Source organism: Pseudomonas duriflava (assembly GCF_007830155.1).
GTDB classification, from domain to species: domain Bacteria; phylum Pseudomonadota; class Gammaproteobacteria; order Pseudomonadales; family Pseudomonadaceae; genus Chryseomonas; species Chryseomonas duriflava.
On record NZ_VLKY01000016.1, the window covers coordinates 1 to 19,416 of the forward strand.

17 protein-coding genes are annotated in these 19,416 nt (G+C 54.0%); 13 read left to right on the plus strand and 4 right to left on the minus strand.

Going from position 1 to position 19,416, the window contains the following annotated elements:
- A partial coding sequence (locus tag IQ22_RS18980) for a transposase (protein WP_145145029.1) occupies positions 1–243 on the minus strand: 243 nt, incomplete at its 3' end.
- A gap of 276 nt (positions 244–519) precedes the next feature.
- Here IQ22_RS18980 and IQ22_RS18985 point away from each other — a divergent pair.
- The 4 genes from IQ22_RS18985 (at position 520) to IQ22_RS19000 (ending at position 8,678) form a co-directional block, all read left to right on the plus strand.
- Complete coding sequence (locus IQ22_RS18985) at positions 520–2,022, plus strand: 3'-5' exonuclease (RefSeq protein ID WP_145144910.1); 1,503 nt, start codon at positions 520–522, stop codon at positions 2,020–2,022.
- 553 nt (positions 2,023–2,575) lie between these two features.
- Positions 2,576–3,577, plus strand: coding sequence for a conjugal transfer protein TraF (traF, locus tag IQ22_RS18990; RefSeq protein WP_145144912.1), 1,002 nt, complete (start codon positions 2,576–2,578; stop codon positions 3,575–3,577).
- On the plus strand, positions 3,574–5,010 hold the full coding sequence (locus tag IQ22_RS18995; RefSeq protein WP_145144914.1) for a conjugal transfer protein TraH: 1,437 nt from the start codon (positions 3,574–3,576) through the stop codon (positions 5,008–5,010). Before traF ends, IQ22_RS18995 begins: the two co-directional genes overlap by 4 nt.
- Positions 5,010–8,678, plus strand: coding sequence for a conjugal transfer protein TraG N-terminal domain-containing protein (locus tag IQ22_RS19000; protein ID WP_145144916.1), 3,669 nt, complete (start codon positions 5,010–5,012; stop codon positions 8,676–8,678). Before IQ22_RS18995 ends, IQ22_RS19000 begins: the two co-directional genes overlap by 1 nt.
- Before the next feature lie 31 nt (positions 8,679–8,709).
- On the opposite strand, the gene IQ22_RS19005 is transcribed toward IQ22_RS19000, so the two are convergent.
- Positions 8,710–9,303 carry a hypothetical protein gene (locus IQ22_RS19005; protein WP_145144918.1) on the minus strand — a complete coding sequence of 198 codons (594 nt, stop codon included), beginning with the start codon at positions 9,301–9,303 and terminating at the stop codon, positions 8,710–8,712.
- Positions 9,304–9,809: 506 nt separating this feature from the next.
- On the opposite strand from IQ22_RS19005, the gene IQ22_RS19010 reads away from it, so the two are divergent.
- From IQ22_RS19010 to IQ22_RS19040, 7 genes are all read left to right on the plus strand, one after another.
- Positions 9,810–10,355: a lysozyme family protein gene (locus IQ22_RS19010; protein WP_010799210.1), complete on the plus strand. Its 546-nt coding sequence runs from the start codon at positions 9,810–9,812 to the stop codon at positions 10,353–10,355.
- Positions 10,352–10,606 (plus strand): hypothetical protein, encoded by a 255-nt coding sequence (locus IQ22_RS19015; protein WP_145144920.1) that lies wholly within the window; start codon positions 10,352–10,354, stop codon positions 10,604–10,606. Before IQ22_RS19010 ends, IQ22_RS19015 begins: the two co-directional genes overlap by 4 nt.
- A 331-nt stretch (positions 10,607–10,937) precedes the next feature.
- On the plus strand, positions 10,938–11,585 hold the full coding sequence (locus tag IQ22_RS19020) for a FlhC family transcriptional regulator (protein WP_145144922.1): 648 nt from the start codon (positions 10,938–10,940) through the stop codon (positions 11,583–11,585).
- Between the two features lie 515 nt (positions 11,586–12,100).
- Positions 12,101–12,640, plus strand: coding sequence for a conjugative transfer protein MobI(A/C) (gene mobI, locus IQ22_RS19025; RefSeq protein WP_145144924.1), 540 nt, complete (start codon positions 12,101–12,103; stop codon positions 12,638–12,640).
- A gap of 603 nt (positions 12,641–13,243) precedes the next feature.
- Positions 13,244–13,720: a hypothetical protein gene (locus IQ22_RS19030; protein WP_145144926.1), complete on the plus strand. Its 477-nt coding sequence runs from the start codon at positions 13,244–13,246 to the stop codon at positions 13,718–13,720.
- Positions 13,704–14,033 carry a hypothetical protein gene (locus IQ22_RS19035; protein WP_145144928.1) on the plus strand — a complete coding sequence of 110 codons (330 nt, stop codon included), beginning with the start codon at positions 13,704–13,706 and terminating at the stop codon, positions 14,031–14,033. Before IQ22_RS19030 ends, IQ22_RS19035 begins: the two co-directional genes overlap by 17 nt.
- A 148-nt stretch (positions 14,034–14,181) precedes the next feature.
- Entirely contained in the window at positions 14,182–15,042 is an 861-nt protein-coding gene (locus IQ22_RS19040; RefSeq protein WP_145144930.1) for a DsbA family protein, read from the plus strand.
- A gap of 224 nt (positions 15,043–15,266) precedes the next feature.
- Here IQ22_RS19040 and IQ22_RS19045 read toward each other — a convergent pair whose 3' ends face one another.
- Together IQ22_RS19045 and IQ22_RS19050 are read right to left on the minus strand one after the other, a co-directional pair.
- A complete protein-coding gene (locus IQ22_RS19045; RefSeq protein ID WP_145144932.1) occupies positions 15,267–16,673 on the minus strand; it encodes an FAD-binding oxidoreductase in 1,407 nt (468 codons plus the stop codon).
- Entirely contained in the window at positions 16,673–17,341 is a 669-nt protein-coding gene (locus tag IQ22_RS19050; protein WP_145144935.1) for an aspartate/glutamate racemase family protein, read from the minus strand. Before IQ22_RS19050 ends, IQ22_RS19045 begins: the two co-directional genes overlap by 1 nt.
- 138 nt (positions 17,342–17,479) lie before the next feature.
- Here IQ22_RS19050 and IQ22_RS19055 point away from each other — a divergent pair, with 138 nt between their 5' ends.
- Positions 17,480–18,391, plus strand: a complete 912-nt coding sequence (locus tag IQ22_RS19055) for a LysR family transcriptional regulator (RefSeq protein WP_145144936.1) — start codon at positions 17,480–17,482, stop codon at positions 18,389–18,391.
- 98 nt (positions 18,392–18,489) lie between these two features.
- The gene (locus IQ22_RS19060) at positions 18,490–19,416 is read left to right on the plus strand and encodes a dihydrodipicolinate synthase family protein (protein ID WP_145144938.1); all 927 of its coding nucleotides are present in this window, start codon (positions 18,490–18,492) and stop codon (positions 19,414–19,416) included.

Consider the following 19,416-nt stretch of genomic DNA (forward strand, 5'->3'; position numbering starts at 1 on the left):
CTCGCGGATCTGCTTCATCGCGTCGGCCAGCTCCGAAGCCGGTACCACAGCCTCACCGGCACTGACCGCTGAGAGGTTGCCGTCCTGATAAAGCTTGCGCCAATGGAATAACTGGTTGGGGTTGATGCCGTTGCGCCGAGCCACGACGGAAACGCTTTGCCCCGGCTCCAGGCTCTCGCGAACCATGATGAGCTTTTCCTCGACGCTCCAACGGCGACGCCGCTCTTGGCCGAGCACTTCAATATGTCTGTCTTTGTTGGTAGTCATAAACACGACCGTTTGCCTATCCCTTATGGTAAGGGGAAAACGGTGTCCGGTGTTTCAGGGGGCTTGTTCACGAACGGTCGCCATACACCTTAAGACAGGTATCTTCTACAGCGATGCGCCTCCTCCATCGCGCTTTCATCTGCCTCGCCAGAAAAACTCCTGATATTGACAGGAGTAGGGGGGACCGGACTTGCATCCCGGAAGACCTGTGAGACGCTGGTAGCACCTAGCATCACTATTCAAGGACACCTCATGGCCTTTACTCCCACTCACGAGCAGGAACCCATCATTGCCTCCAAGGCAAAAAAACTGGTGGTCCGTGCCTATGCCGGCACGGGCAAGACGTCGACGCTGGTAGCCTTTGCTAGGGCCAATCCCAGTGAGCAGATGCTTTATCTGGCCTACAACCGAGCCATCCGTGATGAAGCTACCAAGAAGTTTCCCCGTAACGTCACCTGCAAGACCACGCACCAGATGGCGTTTACCGGCTATGGGAAAACACTCCAGCACAAGCTCAAGGGGAATCTACGGCCCGTCGAGGTGGCCCGAGACTATGAGTGCAACTATCAAGTCGCTGCCGCAGCCATTGCCACCGTGTCCTGTTTCATGAACAGCGCTGATCAATTCATTACGCAGGCGCACTACTACCGCGCTCAGGAGATGAAGTCGAAAAAGTCCAAGAAGAAGGACGATCCGCGCCTTGCCAGTGCCGCGATCAAGGTGGCCGAAGCACTATGGAGTGAGATGCAGGACCCATACAGCAAGCAGATTGCGGTGCACGATGTTTATCTGAAGCAGTACCAGCTATCCCGTCCTGACCTTTCCGCCCAGTACAGCGTGATTCTCTTTGACGAAGGGCAGGACAGCAACGAGCTGACCACCGATATCGTGTTCAGCCAGACCAAGGCGCGTGTCATTACCGTAGGCGACGAACACCAGCAGATCTATCAGTTCAGGGGCGCTATCGACGCCCTGAGCCATCCTCAGCTGCACGACGCCGAGCAACTGCGGCTAACCAACAGTTTTCGCTTTGGTCCCAATGTCGCGGCCATGGCCAATGTGCTCCTGCGCTACAAGGGTGAGGATGTACCGCTTGTGGGACTGGGAGGAGAGGACCGCATCGTGGTCTCGTCCGAGTTCAAGCTGAGCGATTCAAAGCCGCCGTTTGCTTTTATCGCGCGCACGGTGACGGGCGTTATTGAAGCCGCCCTGTTCTTCTCTTCTCGTGGCATGAGCATTGAGTTAGTCGGCGGGTACGATGCCTACGACTTCAAGGGCATCCTGGATGTGTACTGGCTTTCAAAGGACGAACCGCAAAACATCCAGAACAAGCGCCTGCTTGAAGACTATCCGGATTACACCGCTTACCAGATAGTGGCGCAGGAAGCCCGTGACATTGAGATGCTTCGAGCGATCAAGGTCGTAGACAGTTACGCCAATCTTCCCGACAGCCTTGCCATACTCAAGAGCCAGATCGTGAAGGGTAGCCAGCAGGCGCAAATGGTCGTCACCACGGCGCACAAGAGCAAGGGGCTGGAATGGGATCAGGTCTATCTCTGTGACGATTTCCCTGACCTCACGGACGATGAAATTCCTAGGCAGGAAATGCTAGGGGAAGTGAACCTGCAATACGTGGCGCTGACGCGGGCCAAGAAGCTGCTAGTGATCACACCTACGCTTCTGAATCTGGTAAAACTGATCAAGACGGGGTTTCGCCTGACGGACCTGTACCGTTCAAAATCACTAAGCGCTTGAGGAGGTAGGAGTGCCCGATATTTAGGCAAAAGGGAGTTGGGATAACAGCGCACCTTATCGCGTACCCCTGGTCGACGTCTTCTCAAAGATGCCCGCACAGGTATCAACCACGGGCATAGCCATGTCCAGCCTGGTTTTAATATCGCTGTCTCAATCTACTGAGGGCGAGACCATGACCCGGCAACGTGTTTTCCTTCTTGTTTGCAAATCCCCAATACTTCTCTTTGCTCTGTCTATGTTTGGCAGCGGCCTATGGGACGCCTACCAAAATGACAATTTCTGGTTTGTATTGGCAGGTTCCTTGTATGCCTACTTCTTCGCATGGGCCGCGCTTCTTGATACGTCCTGGCAGCTACCAGGTATCTATAGATTTCAAGGATGGTTCGTGCAGAGTCAACCGATTATTACGCCGCGAATGATCCACCTTTGGTCTGTCCAGTAAATTATTTGCACCCAAACCCCGTGGTTGGTACCCGCGCGGGTATCAACCACGAGGCTTGGCCAGTGGGCTTGCATCGTAGTATCGACCTACCGCCACTACGATGCGCACGCCATGAAACGACACGCCTTTGTTCCGGTTCTTTTGCTGGCCAGTGTGGTTGCTTCCAACGCTCCGGCCGACACCACCGACCCTCACTCTTTTTGGTCACAAAAGCAGCGCGGCTGGTTCTTTTATGAAGACCCACCCGAGCCACCAGAAGAAGCACCAGCGCCTCCGCCCCCTGAGCCACAATCCCAGACAGTACAGACCATAACCGAGGCGCCAGCACAGGCTACCCCGGCACCGCCACAAGCCTTTAGTGCCGAGTGGTTCAGAAAGAATCTGCCCAAGTACAAGGACGCCGCCTGGGATAACCCCACCGTCGAGAATGTACGCGCCTTTAAGCTCCTTCAGCGCTACGCCATGGACCGCAGTGCTCAGTTTGCGGACGTAAGCCAGCTTGCTGTACAGATTGATCCCCTACTGGATGAAAACGCTCGTCGTCCTAACGCTACCTATGCCGCGCAGGCACTGGACAAGCAGGCAGGGGAGGCCAAGGCGCAGGTGCTTGATGAGCTGGCGCAAAAGGTCGGCGTGTTTTTCTTCTACGCCTCGGATTGTGATCTCTGCGAGACGCAGGTTCCGGTTCTGCGCATGCTGGAAAGCCGTTTTACCGTTACTCCTATCTCGGTGGACGGCAAGGACCTACCGGGTAATCCCTTCCCGGGGTTCAAGCCAGATGCAGGCCATGCCCGGATGCTGGGGGTGCGCCAGCTCCCGGCGATTTATCTGGCCAGCCCCGACGGTGACTTTGCACCCATCGCCCAGGGGGCGCTGGCGCTGGGGGATATCGAGCATCGCATCACCCTGGCGGCGGCCAGCAAGGGCTGGATTGACCAGCGCACGCTTAATCGCACCCGACCCTTGCGCAACCTTGATGACAACCTCAGCGAGCTGCTCCCCGCTGGTTTAGTCGAGGGCGATGAGAGCGGCTTTATTCCCCCTTCCGAACTGCTTCAGCACATAGACAGATCCCTTGGCCGCGCCCGCGTGGGCGGAGGAGAACTTCCATGAGAAGACTGTTCACCTTGTCAGCACTGGCGCTATGTCTAGCCGCTGGCGCCGCGCTGCCTGTTGCGTCCCATGCCGGGGGCCTGCAGGATCAGATGGACAACCTGTTCAACGAGATGACCAACACCACCGATCCGGGTGTGTTCGAAACCCAGACGCGGGGCGCACTGGCCGGCGGCCGTTACATTGCCAAAAGCCCAATCATGAACACCAACTTTGCCAACCTGGAAATTCCCAGCTGGAAGGCAGGATGTGGGGGAGTGGACCTGTTTGGCGGATCGTTCTCCTTTATCAACGCCGACCAGTTCGTCCAGCTCCTGCGAAGCGTTGCGGCCAACGCGACCGGCTATGCCTTCCAGCTCGCGCTATCGAATGTCTTTCCGGACGGCGCTGAACTGCTCTCTGAACTTCAGGCCCGCATTCAGAACCTCAACCAGATGATGGGCAGCTCCTGCCAGCTGGCGCAGGGCGTCGTGAATGACACGGTAGGCGCCATGGGCTTCAAGCTGGACAACGACGTGCGTACCAGCGCCACCATTACCGGTGCGATGACGGACTACTTTGCGACCTGGAGCGAGACCGATGGCGTCAGCTCCCGTGCCTCGCTCAAGCAGTCCAACCCGGCCGAGTATGAAAAGCAGATGGGCAACATCGTCTGGAAGGAACTCCGGCGTAACCGGGTCGACCTGTGGTTTGCCTCCTCTTCAAGCGGAACAGGTGGCTCGCTGGATACGGACCTGCTCGAGGCCATCATGTCCATGACCGGCACAGTGATTGTGGGGGAGGGCAGTGATGACGACACCAACATCGCCCGTTCCCTGCCGGGCAATCTTGTCAAGCTCAGGGATCTCATCGAGGGCGGTACCGTCAAGGTATACGACTGCGGCGGTGATACCGAGAACTGTGCAATCAGCAGCACGAGCCCTACCAAGAGCGTTACCCTGACCGGCCTCAGGACCAAGATCAAGGAAGCCTATCTGGGCAATGGTTCAACCTCGGACGGTTTGATCATGAAATATGCTACCGGCACCGAAGGCATGGCCGCCACAGCGCAGGAACAGGCCGTGTCGGCCAATGCTGGCTCTGCCGGTTCAATGCTCAGTCGCCTTTCCACTGTAAGTAGCCTCACCGCTCAGGAGTTTGCCGAGGAATCAGCTGGCGCCATGGCGCTCTCCATGATCCGTGATGCTGCACGCCGCATGATCACAACGGCCTACACGGCGGTTGCGACCAGCCAGAGTTCCCACGCCAACCTGGCCCGCGAGCAGCTGCGCGACTCGCTCGCCGAGCTTGACCGGGAAGCCGATGCGCTACGTGGTGACTATGGCGACCTCGGACAGATGCTGGCCCGCTCCGAAACCACGTTGGGCCTTGTCGAGAAGAGCGGCTATGCGATGCAGGAACAGGTCACCACAACAGGTGGAGGGCAGAAGTGATGGAATGGACGATCTATTCGATTGGTGAAAGCGCCTTTCTGGAGCAAATTTTCAACGGTGTCGCCATGATCACAGGATCAGGCGATTTCATTCAGATCGTCTCGATAGGCCTTCTGGTCGGTGTGCTTATCATCGGCTGGCAGGCACTGGTCAGCGGGGCGAAGGGGGGCGTTGATTTTCAGCAGGCTCTCATTGGTGTCGTTATCTATATGATGCTCTTTGCACCCAAGGTCACGGTAGTGATCGAGGATGCCTACAGCGGTGCGGTAAGGCCGGTTGATAATGTGCCGCTGATTGCTGGCGCCGTAGGCGGCACGATCTCAAAGCTGGGCTACGGACTGACCCGGCTGTTTGAGGTGGGCTACGGCACCATTATCCCAGGGGTTACCGAAACCCACTTTGCCGATGCGCTAAAAAGCATCAATGATATTCGTCGCAAGGTTTCCGAGCCCAAGGTGTTTCAGGCCATCAACCAGGCGCTGGGTGATCAGTCAGTTGCCAACATGCAGAGCGGGACCAGTACCGGAACGGTCAACTTTCGTCGCTCCTGGTACAACTACATCAAGGAATGTACGCTCAAGGGCATTGATACCAACCGCTTTACCCTTGATGCGCTGATGACCCATTCAGCGGTCGAGGCCATGCAGTACAAGTCCACCATTCACCATACGCTGCTGTTTCTGGATGCTGGAAACCCGTTTGGCACAACCATGACGTGTTCTGCGGCCTATACCTTGCTCATGGAACGCACGCAGGCAGCCTTTGCCTCGGAAAGTGTCAAGAATGCCATGGCCGAATCGGCCGGCATCGTCCTGTATGACGATCAGGATCTCTATACGAAGCTGTCCGAAAACTTCGGCTCACTCGCAACGGGTGGAGCGGCAGCTGTTGATGCTCAGAAATACGTCATGGCGGCTGTACTGGATAACGTCTATCTACAGGCCGCTCAGGGCCGTTATCAGGACATGCGAGACTTCTCCAGTGCAACCATGATTGGTCAGGCCTTGATGCAGCGAAACACGCAGTGGGCGTCAGAGCAGTCCATGTTCCGTACGACTGTGCGACCAATGCTGGCGCTGATTGAAGGTTTTGTCTATGCCATCGTACCCTTCATGGGCTTTCTGATGGTTATCGGCCGGTATGGTCAATCATTGGTAGGCAAGTACTTCCAGATGTTGATCTGGATCCAGCTATGGATGCCGGTGTTATCCATCATCAATCTCTACCTCTACAGCGCAGCCACTCAGGACCTTGAATCGCTGATGGGAGTCACTAGCGGTACGGCCATCGCCCTTGACTCCTTCTATGGTCTGTACAAGTCAGATGAATACCTGGCCAACTGGCTGGCTACGGGCGGGATGCTGGCTGCGGCTACTCCAGTACTTACCATGATGCTGGTGACTGGCTCGACCTATGCCTGGACATCACTGGCTCAGCGCATGAACGGGGCAGATCACATCAACGAGAAGATCACGACGCCGGATGTGGTCAGCAATAGTCCGGCCCTGAACAACCTGGCCATGAACAGCAATACGAACGTAGGTGGGACCGCAGGAACCGGCGCCGACAGCCTGCTTCCGAATCTTGCATTTGATGCAAGACTCAGCAGCGCAGCCTCTTCGGCGCAAAGCTATGCTAACGACAAGCGCGAGCAGTTCACCCGCACGCTCTCAAATTCGTTCACTGACAACGTCTCGCAGCAGCAAATGACCTCGCTTTCAGAGCAGATCGGTCGCACGGTGATGAGCAGCAATAGTAGTGAGGCGCAGGCAATCCGGAGCGCCGCGGCGAGTTATATGCGAGATCATAATATTGGAGCATCGCAAACGGCTGCTGTGACTGGACTAGTGACAATGGCAGCGGCTGGGGGGGCATCGTTATCGCTGTCTTTACCTACAAAAGGGAAGGGGAAAGGTGGGGACACTGATAGCAAAGATAGCAGTGGAATCAACGGCGGTACTACAATCAGTGGTCAGATGAACGACTCTGACAGTAATCAAGTCCAGTTCAGTAAAGCGGACGGTGACAAGTACCTGAAGCAGGCCGGCTTTAGTGAAAGCAGCCGGGCGTCGCTCAGCGACGCACTAAGCCATGGCATTAGCAGTATGAGTACCCAGACTCTGTCTCACGCACTTGGATCTGAACGAGCTCGCTCACTGCAAAATGCCGCTTCCGAGGCGGTAAGTGCCAATGAGACCTATGCTCGTACCTCTTCCTTGGCTGAGAGCTTTGGGTCCAACACAGGGCTGACCATCAACGATCTAGCCAACCAGATGTCGCAAAACGACGGTGCAGCTCGAATGCTCACTGAGTTTGCCCAGTACCATCCTGAGCTTCGCTCCAAGGTCAGCAAGCTGATGGATAGATACACTTCCAATGACGGGCCCTATCGTATGGATGAGCGCAAGGCCCGGGTCGCTGCCTCTCTTGTGCTTATGACGGACGAAAGGACTTTTGGCAACGATAACAGCACCTATCTCTCTTCTATGAGTACTGTTGCCAAGGCAACAGGCATGACGCTGGGCCGAGATCTGCAAGGGGCGCCGGAAATGTCTCATGAGGCCAATGCCGGCCTCGTCGACAGAGCGGCAGGTATTCCGGGGGGCATACGTGAAGAGGCCGAGAGGATACAAGGCCCCGCTATGGTCAATCGAGATCAGGCTGCTGCTGGCGCAGCCGCAGGTCCCAGCTACACCCAGGGTATGGGAAGACTTAATGGCAATAACGGCCCCGTAGGTCAACATCATGAGGCAGGCCTCTCCGAAGCGCGCTCACAAGGTTCTAGTTGGGGTGGTGAATTACAAACTGGCCGGATGAAGAATGCAGCCGAAAGCGTGCTTCAGGCTCCCGAACCTCCAGCGGCATATACAACAACGGGCACGTCTCAAACCACCGAAGCATTGGTCAATACTGCAGCAGCTTCTGCTACCGGCATGGCAAAAGACATGACCCAGAAGGCCATCCAGTGGCTGAGCGGGATGGATGATCAACAGCTCAAGCAGTTTAGCGACGCCGCACAGTCCGGCGAGGATCTGTCTCACTTCCAACTGCCTGACGGGCTGAAAGGCGCTGGATTAAAGCTCAGCGGCCTCCTGGCCAAGGGCATGATGGGGGGAGAAGTAGTCGATACCATGTCTAACGAGGAAGCAGCCGCTGTGTATGCGGGGCAACTCGCTGAAGCCTCGAAGGGGAAGGGAGGACGTGTAGGGGAGGCTGCACTAAGTCGCTCAGGAGAGCTTATGAGAGAGCGTATGTATGAGGCTGCGCGAAGTGACGGCTTAACCGAATCAATGGCTAATCATTACGCTGACCAGTTTACCACTGCCAATCAGGCAATTCAGCTTGCTGAACAGCTGGGGGATATTCCTATACCAAGTCCTCTGCTCAAGGTAGCAGGCTTGGTAGGTAACCATATGGATCATGTAAACAATGGAGAACTTAGATCCGAGCGCATAGCTGAGGACAAACAGGCAATAGCAACAGCAAGAGGATATGAAAGATTCGAGAATCTTCCTCAGAAAGACCAAGAGCTCTTTAGTAAAGCGCTCGATCGATCCTATGACTATATTGAAGCCGCCCCCACTAATAGAGAGCTTGCCTCCAGTCTATTACAGCACCCCGCTCGACTAGCCAGTACCTTTAATCCCACTGACATAACTAAAGAATAAAAAAGAAAGCCCGCATAAAGCGGGCTTTCTTTTACAACCATGTAGGGTGTTGTGTGCCGGGGACGCTGTCATGGATCATCTGTTGCTCAACATGCTCCTGAAATTTACGAAGGTCTCTTATGGCTTGATTAGTTCCGTTCGTAGTGGTCTGCCCCAGCCAAACGTATTCATCAGCCTCTTCGTAAGAACACACGCAACGTTGAAGCCTTTTCGCTCGTCGCTCTGCAAAAGCCTGCTCTTTTTCTCTGATCAGTTTTACGAGCGCTGAGATCAAGAAAAAAGGCACAGCAGTGACTAACCACACCACTGATGCCATCAGAACAGTGTCATGCTTTGAAAACCATACCGCCCCAATGACTGCTGCAGTTGAAATGAGTCCAAAGATCAACTTGGCAATCCTTCCTCCTAACGCTGCCCTTACGCCCCACAAGGCCAGAAAACTGGTTGGTGGTAATGCACATAGGCCAAAGAGGGCGAGGTTGGTAACGCGATACCCATCGCCTACCATCGTCCCGATAGCGACCCACACACCTGCGATCACCAAAAACACCAGCTGAACCAGCAGCCACGTACCAATGAATCCAAGCTTTCGACCTGGCTTTTGTTCCGCATCGATCTGTGTCATGACCGTAGCCCTGAGGATGGCATCGTTAAGGTTGGTGTCTGCGTGAAAATGATTTCATCCAGACAGTTGCTCAATCCATAAAAAATAGTCTACATTTCATTTCTGAGGTAGCTGGCCTCGTTAAAGAAGCAGCCCATTTAGCGTCAATATTATTTCTGTACCCAGCTCGTAGCTTCTACCAGCTTATGCTTTATGCAAATGTTCAAATGAATGTTTGCTATTCACCAGAGCAATATCGCTCCGACATCAGTGAGTTTGCCTTCACTCTGATATCGGCCTGATATTAGCTATCTCTATTACATAGACTCCTGCAAGTTATACCTGCCCGTTTGTCTATAGGGATTGATTACAGAAAACCAATGAGCGCAATATTCGGACTCGCAGCCGAATAGTCTTCTCTGCGCAAGATTTAGCGTCACTCTGAATGCGGCACTTGCATAATGGAGTTTTTGTGGAAAATGGATATGTAGTTCAGACAAAGCTAAAACTAAGCAAGCGGGGAAGATATGAAAAAGGTTGCACTATTGGCATTCGCCCTCGGAGCGCTATCCGTAACTCATGCTCATGCAGATCTTGATAATTCACTGTTTGGTGAAATAGCAAGAGAGCATGGCTTGCCTGTCAATCTGCTCTACTCTGTTGCACTTGCTGAGTCGGCCTATTCTTCTTCGGAAGGTATAAGCCCGTGGCCGTATACCATACGAACTGCAACCAAAGCGTATTATGCAAAAACGTTGGAAGAAGCAGAGCATCTCCTGACTGACCTTTTAAGAAGTGCAAGATCAGTTGATGTCGGAATCATGCAGGTAAACCTGTACTGGAATTCCGATCGCATAAATGATCCGAAGTCGTTGTTAAGTGCTGAAAATGGCTTGAGAACAGGTGCATCCATACTAAGCGAGAGAATTAGATCTGCTCCTGGTGACTTGGAACTGGGTATCGGTAGGTACCACAACATAAAAAACGAAGCACTGGCCAGAAACTACGGTTCAAGAGTACTGGCCATATGCAAGAACATATCCTACGTCATAGGTGGAGTTTGCGAGCAATGAGCAGTTTCAATAACTACGAAAGTGGTTTTGCTAATGTAAGTTGTAAGGACACGGCAGATCTTAATTGTGACGTCTGGTCCTATTTATATCGCAGCGCCATGGATGGATGCGCGGAGACGCGCAAAGAATTTAAAATCCAGGCTAAAGAGTATTTGTGGCTGGCCCAATTGGCTCAGCAGAATATAAGGTTACTTGCTGATCCAGTGGTATTGCATTTTACCTGTAGCCATGCAATTACAGATTTTAAATAGGTATTACCTGTTGCGAGCCCGCAACCGAGTGCATCTCTTAATGAGTTTCAGGACCTGGCATACAGGTTCTGGCTATCGGTAAAACTTTGCTCGCACCGGCAAAGTATCGGAGTGACCCGTATTCGGTATGGAGTAAAGAAGGAACATATTGAATATGTCAGAAAGCTATCTGATGCCCAGATCCGGCATCTGGTTGCGCATACCACAGCCGGCAAACTTGAACTCAGGTTTGACTCACAATTGATTAACGGCATCGGTAGAGCAGATCTATCTAAAGAGGCGTTGAGCCGAATTCAACTTCAGTGCTTTAACTCTTCCCTGGAAATCTGACATGACTGACAAGAAAGGCGATAACTCAAACACCACTCACTATCAAAGTGTGGCAGCCGGGCGCAAACTCGCTCTTGCCAGAACTATGCTGATGCGAAAGTTTGTGACTCGCTTTATTGAGCTTGAAACGTCGCTCAGCAAAAAGACACTGCGTAAGCTACGAGATGAACTTGGACTTCCGCTTGAAGATCGCAAGGGAAAGCTTCAAAAGGGTGTGCAAACCATTATCAAGAATTCAACGGAGCGCAAAAACGCTGCGTTTTTTATTCTTCCTTACGCCGCGTTGAATGGTAAGAAGTGCGGAGAATTTGATGTCTATGATGTTATAGACGCCTATGACATTTATCGGGCCTCTATCAACTGGCACTACAATCAGTCCGAAAAACTACCACGCATCCTTACCATAAACGAGGCTTATTCCCTGGCGCTTGCCTATATCGCCCGGGAGGTTTCCCTGGAAGTTTGCCCAGGTTGTGGAACCCCGTTTGTTGTCTTTTATAACACGTCCGTGACGAGCTCCAACTGCCCTAACGATATCGCCCGTAAAAGACTGCATGACACGGTTATGGATGAGCGAACTCCGGTCTGGCTAAAGATGAAAAAGGGACCGGTCTACGCGCCAGCTCTAGATGTATCCCCAAGGATGTAGTCACGCTCTGAGCACATGAGAAGGGAGTCCGATCCCTTCCTTCTCATAGCAGGTAGACGGTGATAGCGGCATGCAGGGATAGCTGTCGAGGTAGCCAGAGGGATACAGCTTGACCATGACTGGATACCAGCGCAGGGCCTAACACACCTGTATGTTGGATAGTGATCCATTCAAATCCGCGCTGTCGCCAGACTGGATACCTAGGTACGCTTTAGCCCATATATATATTGGATACCACGTTATCAAAGGGCTGCGTTTTTCTAAGGCTGGATACCTCACCCTGGATTAACGCACATGTATGTTGGATACCCTCGAAATAATCCAGTTGAGGACGAATTAAAAGACCCGGCTTTCGACGATCTGGTATCCCATAAGATAAGAACGAGATAACAGTCGTTGCGGTATCCACATGCCAATCGCCGTTTCCATTTACTAAAAAATGTACCTGCATTACGCCTCACGAACCGTGACCCTCAAGATCATTGATTGCCATGTCAAATAGCGAGGTTCCAACGATGACAAAGCACTACACAACTGCCGAGCTTCAGGAGCTGGCGTGGGGTGACACACGCATTGCGGATCTGGATCTTAATGCAGGAGATATCCTTGAGCTGACCGAACAAGCGGTGGCGGGCCTGGAGGAGCAGATTGAGCGACTCAATGCCCTCAACATTCTTCAGGCCAAGGAAACATGCGAGTACTTCTGGACCGTTGCCAGGCGCGAACAGGAGCGAAACAATCAATTCCCTAAAATGGGGTCGCGCGTACGTGTACTGAAAAACACCTTAACGATTATCTGGTATTACAGTCCCTTCTCCCTAAAACTGGGGCAGGCTGGTAAAAAGCTCTGGGTAAGTAAACATATTTCCAAACCTGCCGGAAAGACCCGGTATAGCAATGCATCACTTTCCAGATGCCACTCCTGGGAAAAGGAGAATATCGAAGAGGCAGAAAACGATTATGAGATCATGCGCCGCCGGCAACTGCTGATTACCGAGGCAAGAAGTCGGATAAAGAAACTCAAGGAACTTACAACAGCCCTTGTGCCTTCCTGATCCTATCTAATCGTTTTGTCGACTGGTAGGTGCCAGATATGGTTTACAGCCGTCACGCGCAACTTCTGGAACTGCAACTCTGCGATCTTGAGTACATCAAGGATCTGGATTGTGATGGCTTTTCTGCCTGCGTGCAGTATTTATTAAGGAAGGCAAACTATTCCTTTCAGCTAATGCTGGGTCCCTGTATTAAGGTAAGTACAGGCCATATCGTTATCTCGCACTATTGGATATAACTCTCCCCAATCTTTTGTGCTTATCGTGAACATCCTCAGGGTGAGCTGGTTATCAACTTCAATCTGCGCAAGTGGTTATTTGAGGATGAAAGCGTGCCGCATGGTGTGTTTGCAAAAAACCGCGAGCAGGATATTAACTATGTTGGAAGGTGTATAGAGTCAGACTTCGGCCTGGACTTCTGGGATCTGGATTCAATGACAGATTGTCGGCTTTCCCGGATGCAGTTAAATATCTAGCTAATCTAATTATCTGACCAGCGGCTCCAGTTCTATTTCAGGACAAGGTTTTCCTTAATCATCCAGCCAGACTTGCATTCTGAGATTCTCCTGTACCATGAAAGTAGGTTTACTTTCGGAGGGACTTGTTATGCACGTTGCAGCTAAAAACTTGCTTGAGGCACTACCTACTCGCAAAAGATATGTAATCAACCATCTTCTTTCCACGCTTGAGCTGGATGAACTAAGAGCGCTGGTCTCGTATTTCAATGGGCATAGTCAGAAGGGTGTTGATGATACGGCGCGTATTTCCTTGCTGTGTGCTTACTCATCGCATTTATCCGGCAGCTTTCCCACTTTCTCATTTGTCCAGTCCCATCTTGCCAATAGCCGTCCGGATATAGTTGAACTCAAGCCACGACACAAACTTACCCGATCACTTCTTGATATGACGGGGCACCCGGTTGATTGTCTTGATACGGCTGTATTTCAGTCGCTACTTGAACTCCTGCCTAATGGTTGGCTGGCCGCAATTCCTGTCCAACAGGGATACAAAGCCAATGTTTTTTCCTTCCCAACCTATTCGCCAGTGGCTGGCAAGGAAGGCATTCATGCGGTTTCAAAATAAATCGATTATCACATCTCTCATGTTCGCCTTAACGGCTTTAACCTGTGGTACGGTTTATTGGCTGGATATAAGTCAGTCATTTTCTGATCTCTTCCTGGCCTTTTCGCTGATTAATTGCGTTGTTATGGGAGCATGGGGTTTTCTTCAGGGCAAACAGCTGGGCGCTGATCTTGGCAGGTGCTGTCAGAAAGGTATTGGAAGTTCAATTAGCGGATTACTGGGAACGGGCGCAGCAGGATATGCGATGGGATGCTATCTGATTCTTGTTGTTAATATTCTGCCAGAGCTTTGCGATGCGTTTCTCATACCCTGATTTCTTGTAATTTTTTTGCTCCATTTGCCTAACGCCAAGAACTCACAGGTTGTTAAGTGTGGGCACTGGTAAAGATGCCAATGTTTGTTCTTCATGTATAGCAAAGTTACCTCAAAATGCCACTATATATTAAAACTGGAGTTTTAAAATGAGTGACAAGAATTCGAACAAACTTGTAGTCATTGCGCTTGCTGTAACGTGCGCAACAGTTGCGGGCGGTATGTTTTATCAGTCTCACCAGACGCAAAAGAGAATGGATGAACTGGCGCAAACAGTGCAGTCAGCTACTTCTCCAGAGCGACTCAGGGCCTCGATCGAAACCACGCTGGCGGATATCCGGGCCCGTGAAGCCGATCAGGAACGTCAGGCCTTGTTCGAAGGGTATGAGGCTGCCTCGGATAGCCTGGAAGGGCGCAAGGCTGGCCAGCACATCTACGGCAGCACCAGGGCACGTTTTACGCTGGTGGAGTTTGCCGATACCCAGTGCGGCTATTGCAAGCGATTTCATGAGACGCCCAAGCAGATCGTGGATGCTTCCGGCGGTACGGTGAACTGGGAGTACAAGAATATGCCCATCCTCTCGCCGACCTCACAGGTGCAGGCGCATGCCCTGGAGTGTGTATCCGAGGTGAAGGGCAATCAGGCGTTCTGGGTAATGCTGGATCAGCTCTACAAGCATCCCGGCCAGGATGCGGACCTCAACGGCCTGGCCACCCGACTAGGAGCCGGCCCCAGCGCCTTCAAGCAGTGCATGACCGAGCGCCGGCACATGGACAAGCTCCAGCAGTCGGTGGCGCTGGCCAAGAGTAATGGGGCTAACGGAACACCAGCCACCTTTGTTGTGGATAACAAGACCGGCCAGCGTATCCTGATAGGGGGTGCACAGCCCATGGAAACGTACCTGTCGGTGATGCGTCGTCTGCAGATGCAGGACGAAGAGGGGGCCAAGGATCCAAAGGCTACAGGGGCGCTTCAGCCGTCAGCAGTCACGCAGGGTACTGCAGGTTGAATGCTTACGATATGTGGTGAGCAATGCTCATGTGTTCAGCAGGCTTGCACCTATTAGACCCTGACAGGACGCCAGAGAGCGACAGTCGAGGGGTAATAGTTGGGCTTTTTGTGCGCTCGTCTTGTTGAGCGCTGTAGGAGCAGGTCCCTTGTTAACCTGGGCCTGTTCGACGGCTAGCTCAAAGGCAGAAGCTAGTCGTCGAACCCGGGCCAGCGTGACAGAATTTACAGTAGCTTGCCAGGATTCATCAGCTGGTTTGGATCGATGGCCTGCTTGATGCGCAGCATCAGCTCAAGCTCAATGGGGGACTTGTAGTGTTTTAACTCATCACGGCGCAGTTGACCCACACCATGCTCAGCACTAATGCTTCCCTCATGGCTCATGACGCGATCATGAACCAGGCGATTAAGGGCCTCGGTTAGCATGTGATAGCGCTCCGGGGAGGTGTCCCGTGGAAGTAACACGTTGTAGTGGAGATTGCCGTCACCCAGATGGCCAAAGTTGATAAGGGGTAGTTCAGGAAAGACTTCCCGCAAGGCCTTGTCAGACTCATCGACAAAATGTGGTATCTGGGAGATGGGTAATGCAATGTCGTGCTTGATCGCCATGCCAGCACGAACCTGGGCTTGTGAAATCCCCTCACGCAATCGCCAGAATTCGGCAGCCTGGCGTTCATTGGTGGCAATAACCGCATCTTGAATCCAGTCATGTTTAAGTCCATGATTTAGCGAGTCTTCCAGGAGCCCGGCCAGATCACCCGGACGGGTGTCGCTCAGTTCAATAAGTGCATGAAGGGCAGGGCGGCTTTGTAGGGGAACGCGTGCGCTGTCAACATGGGCGGCAATCAGATCCAGACAGCTCGCTGAAAGCATCTCGAAGGCTACCAGTCGCTCACCACAGCTGGCGCGCAGGTGGGTGAGCAGGGAGATCAACTTAGGCAACGTGGCGCTGCCGACCCAGGCGACCGCTCGGCCCTGGGGGCTAGGGTAAAGCTTGAGAACAGCCGCGGTGATAACTCCAAGGGTTCCCTCAGAGCCGATAAAGAGATCACGCAGGTCAAACCCCGTATTATCCTTGCGCAGACCACGCAGTCCGTTCCAGATGCGACCATCGGGCAAAACGACCTCAAGGCCCAGGGTCAGGGCGCGCATGTTGCCATAGCGCAACACCGCGGTTCCCCCGGCATTGGTGGCAAGGTTACCGCCCAGGGTACAACTGCCTTCCGCGCCAAGGCTTAAGGGAAAGAACCGGTCGACCTCACGCGCCACTTGCTGAACCTCGGCCAGCAGCACTCCGGCCTCAACGGTAAGCGTATCGTTGATAGGGTCAACCTGGCGAATACGCTTGAGCCGTTCCAGACTCAGGATCACCTGGGCCCCGCTGGTATCGGGCGTTGCCCCGCCGCTCATGCCTGTGTTGCCCCCTTGGGGAACGACAGGAATATGATGTCGATGGCAGAGTTTGATAGCTGCCGAGACCTCCTCTGTATTGCCGGGCCGCAGCACAGCGGCAGTGCGCCCTTGCCATTTACCCAGCCAGTCCGTGCAATAGCGCGCCATGGCGTCAGAGTCGGTAAGAACCCCAGCAGGCCCTAGCAGGGCACGAAATTGCTCAAGTAGTTCCGGTGTCATCAGCCCTTCTCCCAATCAAGACAAATACGGCCCAGGGCCATTACCGCGGCGGCCTGACTGGGTTCCACCACAGGGATACCCAACGCCCGCTGCAACGCCTCTCGATGCTGCGCCAGCCCTGCGCAGCCCATCACCAGTACATCGGCATAGTGCTCATCACGCAGCCTGCGCCCAACGACCGCAAGGCGATCCTGACGCTGTCGGGCATCACCCAGCGCCGTGATGCTTAAGCCGATGGCCTCTTCTCCGGCAAAGCGATCCAGTATTCCCATTGCACCATAGGTGCGCAGGTGACGAGCGCGCGCACTGTCCTGCATCGCGATCACCCCGAAACGCTCGCCCAGCGTAAGCGCGGTCAGGAGCGCTGATTCTCCAATCCCAAGCACAGGCCGGCGGGTGACCTCCCGGGCAGCGGCTAATGCAGGATCACTAAAGCAGGCAATGACAAACGCGCCGCTTGTGGCCTCATGTGTCCTTATCAGCTCAAGCAGCGGTGGCGTCACGCGAGCAATGTCGCGCTGGGTTTGCACGCCCGCTGGGCCGTCATGCAAGGTCAGACACCTGATCGCCGGACCACCGCTGAGTCGAAGCGGCGCAAGCGCCGTATCGATACCCCGGGTAACGGCCTCATTGCTGTTGGGATTGATAACAATCAAAGGGGGATGCATGGCACCTCCGGTGAGAAACGAGGGGGAGAGGAGATCCCGGTAGTGTAATCAGGCTGATACGGCACAGACCTTGCTGATTTGTTCATCATCCATAACGTTGCGTTAAGGAATGCCCTGACAAAGCCCTAAGGAAATGCCATGTCGCTTAACCTGCGTCAGATCGAAGTCTTTCGTGCGGTCATGACCACGGGCAGCATCAGCGGGGCCTCCCGGCTCCTGCTGGTCTCCCAGCCAGCCGTCAGCAGGCTCTTGTCATACACGGAAAGCCGGATTGGATTTTCATTGTTTGAACGGATAAAAGGGCGCCTGTACCCAACGCCTGAAGCGAAAAAACTCTTTCGTGAAGTGGAAAGCGTCTACGCTGGGGTGCAGCGGGTCAACACCCTGGCTCATGACCTGGCGGAGCGTTCACAAGGATCCGTGCATATTGTGTCCAGTCCCAGCATTGGCCAGATGCTGATCCCCCAGGCCATCACCGCATTTCGCGAGCGCCACCCTGACGTCAAGTGCACCTTTACCTACCTGGGCTTTAATCACTTGCGTGACAGCCTGTTAAACCAGCAGGCTGACCTGGGTGTGGTGATCCTGCCCATGAGGCATCCCAACCTTGAGATGGTCCCTCTTTGCAGAGGCCATCTGGTATGCATCCTGCCCTACAACCATCCGCTGACACGGCGGGCCACCCTGCAACTGGCCGATCTAAGGCCATACCCCTTGATCAGCTATGACCGTGAGACGCCCTTTGGCGCGGTGGTCGCCGATATGTACGCGGCGTGCGGCGAGCCAATGCGCATCGCCATCGAGGTAGGGTCACCGCAAAATGCCTGCGCACTGGTGCAAAGCGGGGCGGGCCTGGCCCTGGTCGATGACTTTTCGGTTAGCAGTTGGTCCCAGAGCAACTTTGTCGTAAGGCCCGTGGCGCCGGCACCCACGCTGGTAGCCAACCTGGTGCATAGCCGCTATGAGCCCCTGTCCAAACCAGCCCAGCACTTTGTTGCCACGTTGCGAAGCACGATGGCTCACCATGGCTTTCAGGCGGCCGAGGCATAACGTGAGGTTAAGCCGTTCAGATAAAAAGGCATACGACAGCCTGCGACCGATGGGGCAAGAATCAAAGGCACCTCTCTGTTGCCCCAAAGGATGTTGCAATGACCCTGCTCGACGCCTCCGGTATCTACACCATCTGCCCCACGCCATTTGATCTACATGGCCAGGTCGATGTCGACAGCATCAAGACCCTTGTGGAGTTCCAGATTGAGGTCGGTGTCAGGGGCCTGGCCGTACTGGGCTTTCTGGGCGAGGCCCACAAGTTGACCAATGCCGAGCGACGTCAGGTCATCACCGCGTTTGTGAGCGGCGCACGCGGCCGGGTACCCGTCTGGGTCGGGGTGCGGGCGCTAGGGATTCCCGGCGCCATCGAGCAGGCGCTGGAAGCCCAGGCGTTGGGCGCTTCAGCCGTCTTTGCAGCCCCACTGGACGGTGTTTCGGATGCGGTTCTCTTCGACTACTACAAGGCGCTCGGTAAGGCTCTGCACATCCCGGTAATCATTCATGACTTTCCTGACTCCTTTGGTACGCAAATCAGCGCCGAAGTGGTCGCGCGGCTGGGCCGGGAAGGGGGTGTCAACATGATCAAGATGGAGGAGCCTCCCGTTGGCCCCAAGATCACGCGAATCCGGGAGCTTGCCGGTGACTCTATGCGCGTGTTTGGCGGACTGGGCGGCGTGTACCTGTTGGAAGAGTTGCAGCGTGGCGCCGTGGGCACCATGACCGGCTTTGCCTTTCCCGAGGTACTGGTATCGATTTATGACCAGTTCCGCCAGGGCAATCTTGAGGGCGCCGCTGCAACCTTTGACCACTACTGCCCGCTGCTTCGCTATGAGTTCCAGCCCAGGCTCGGACTGGCGCTGCGTAAATACATCTATCAGCAGCGCGGGGTGATTGCCTGTGATCATGTGCGCGCCCCCGGCATGCGCATTGATGCCTATACCAGGGATGAGCTTGAGGCGGTGGTCTGTCGTGTCGGGCTCTCCCTTGAGGCTCGCGGGCCTCAAGCGGTTCAAAAGGGAGCATAA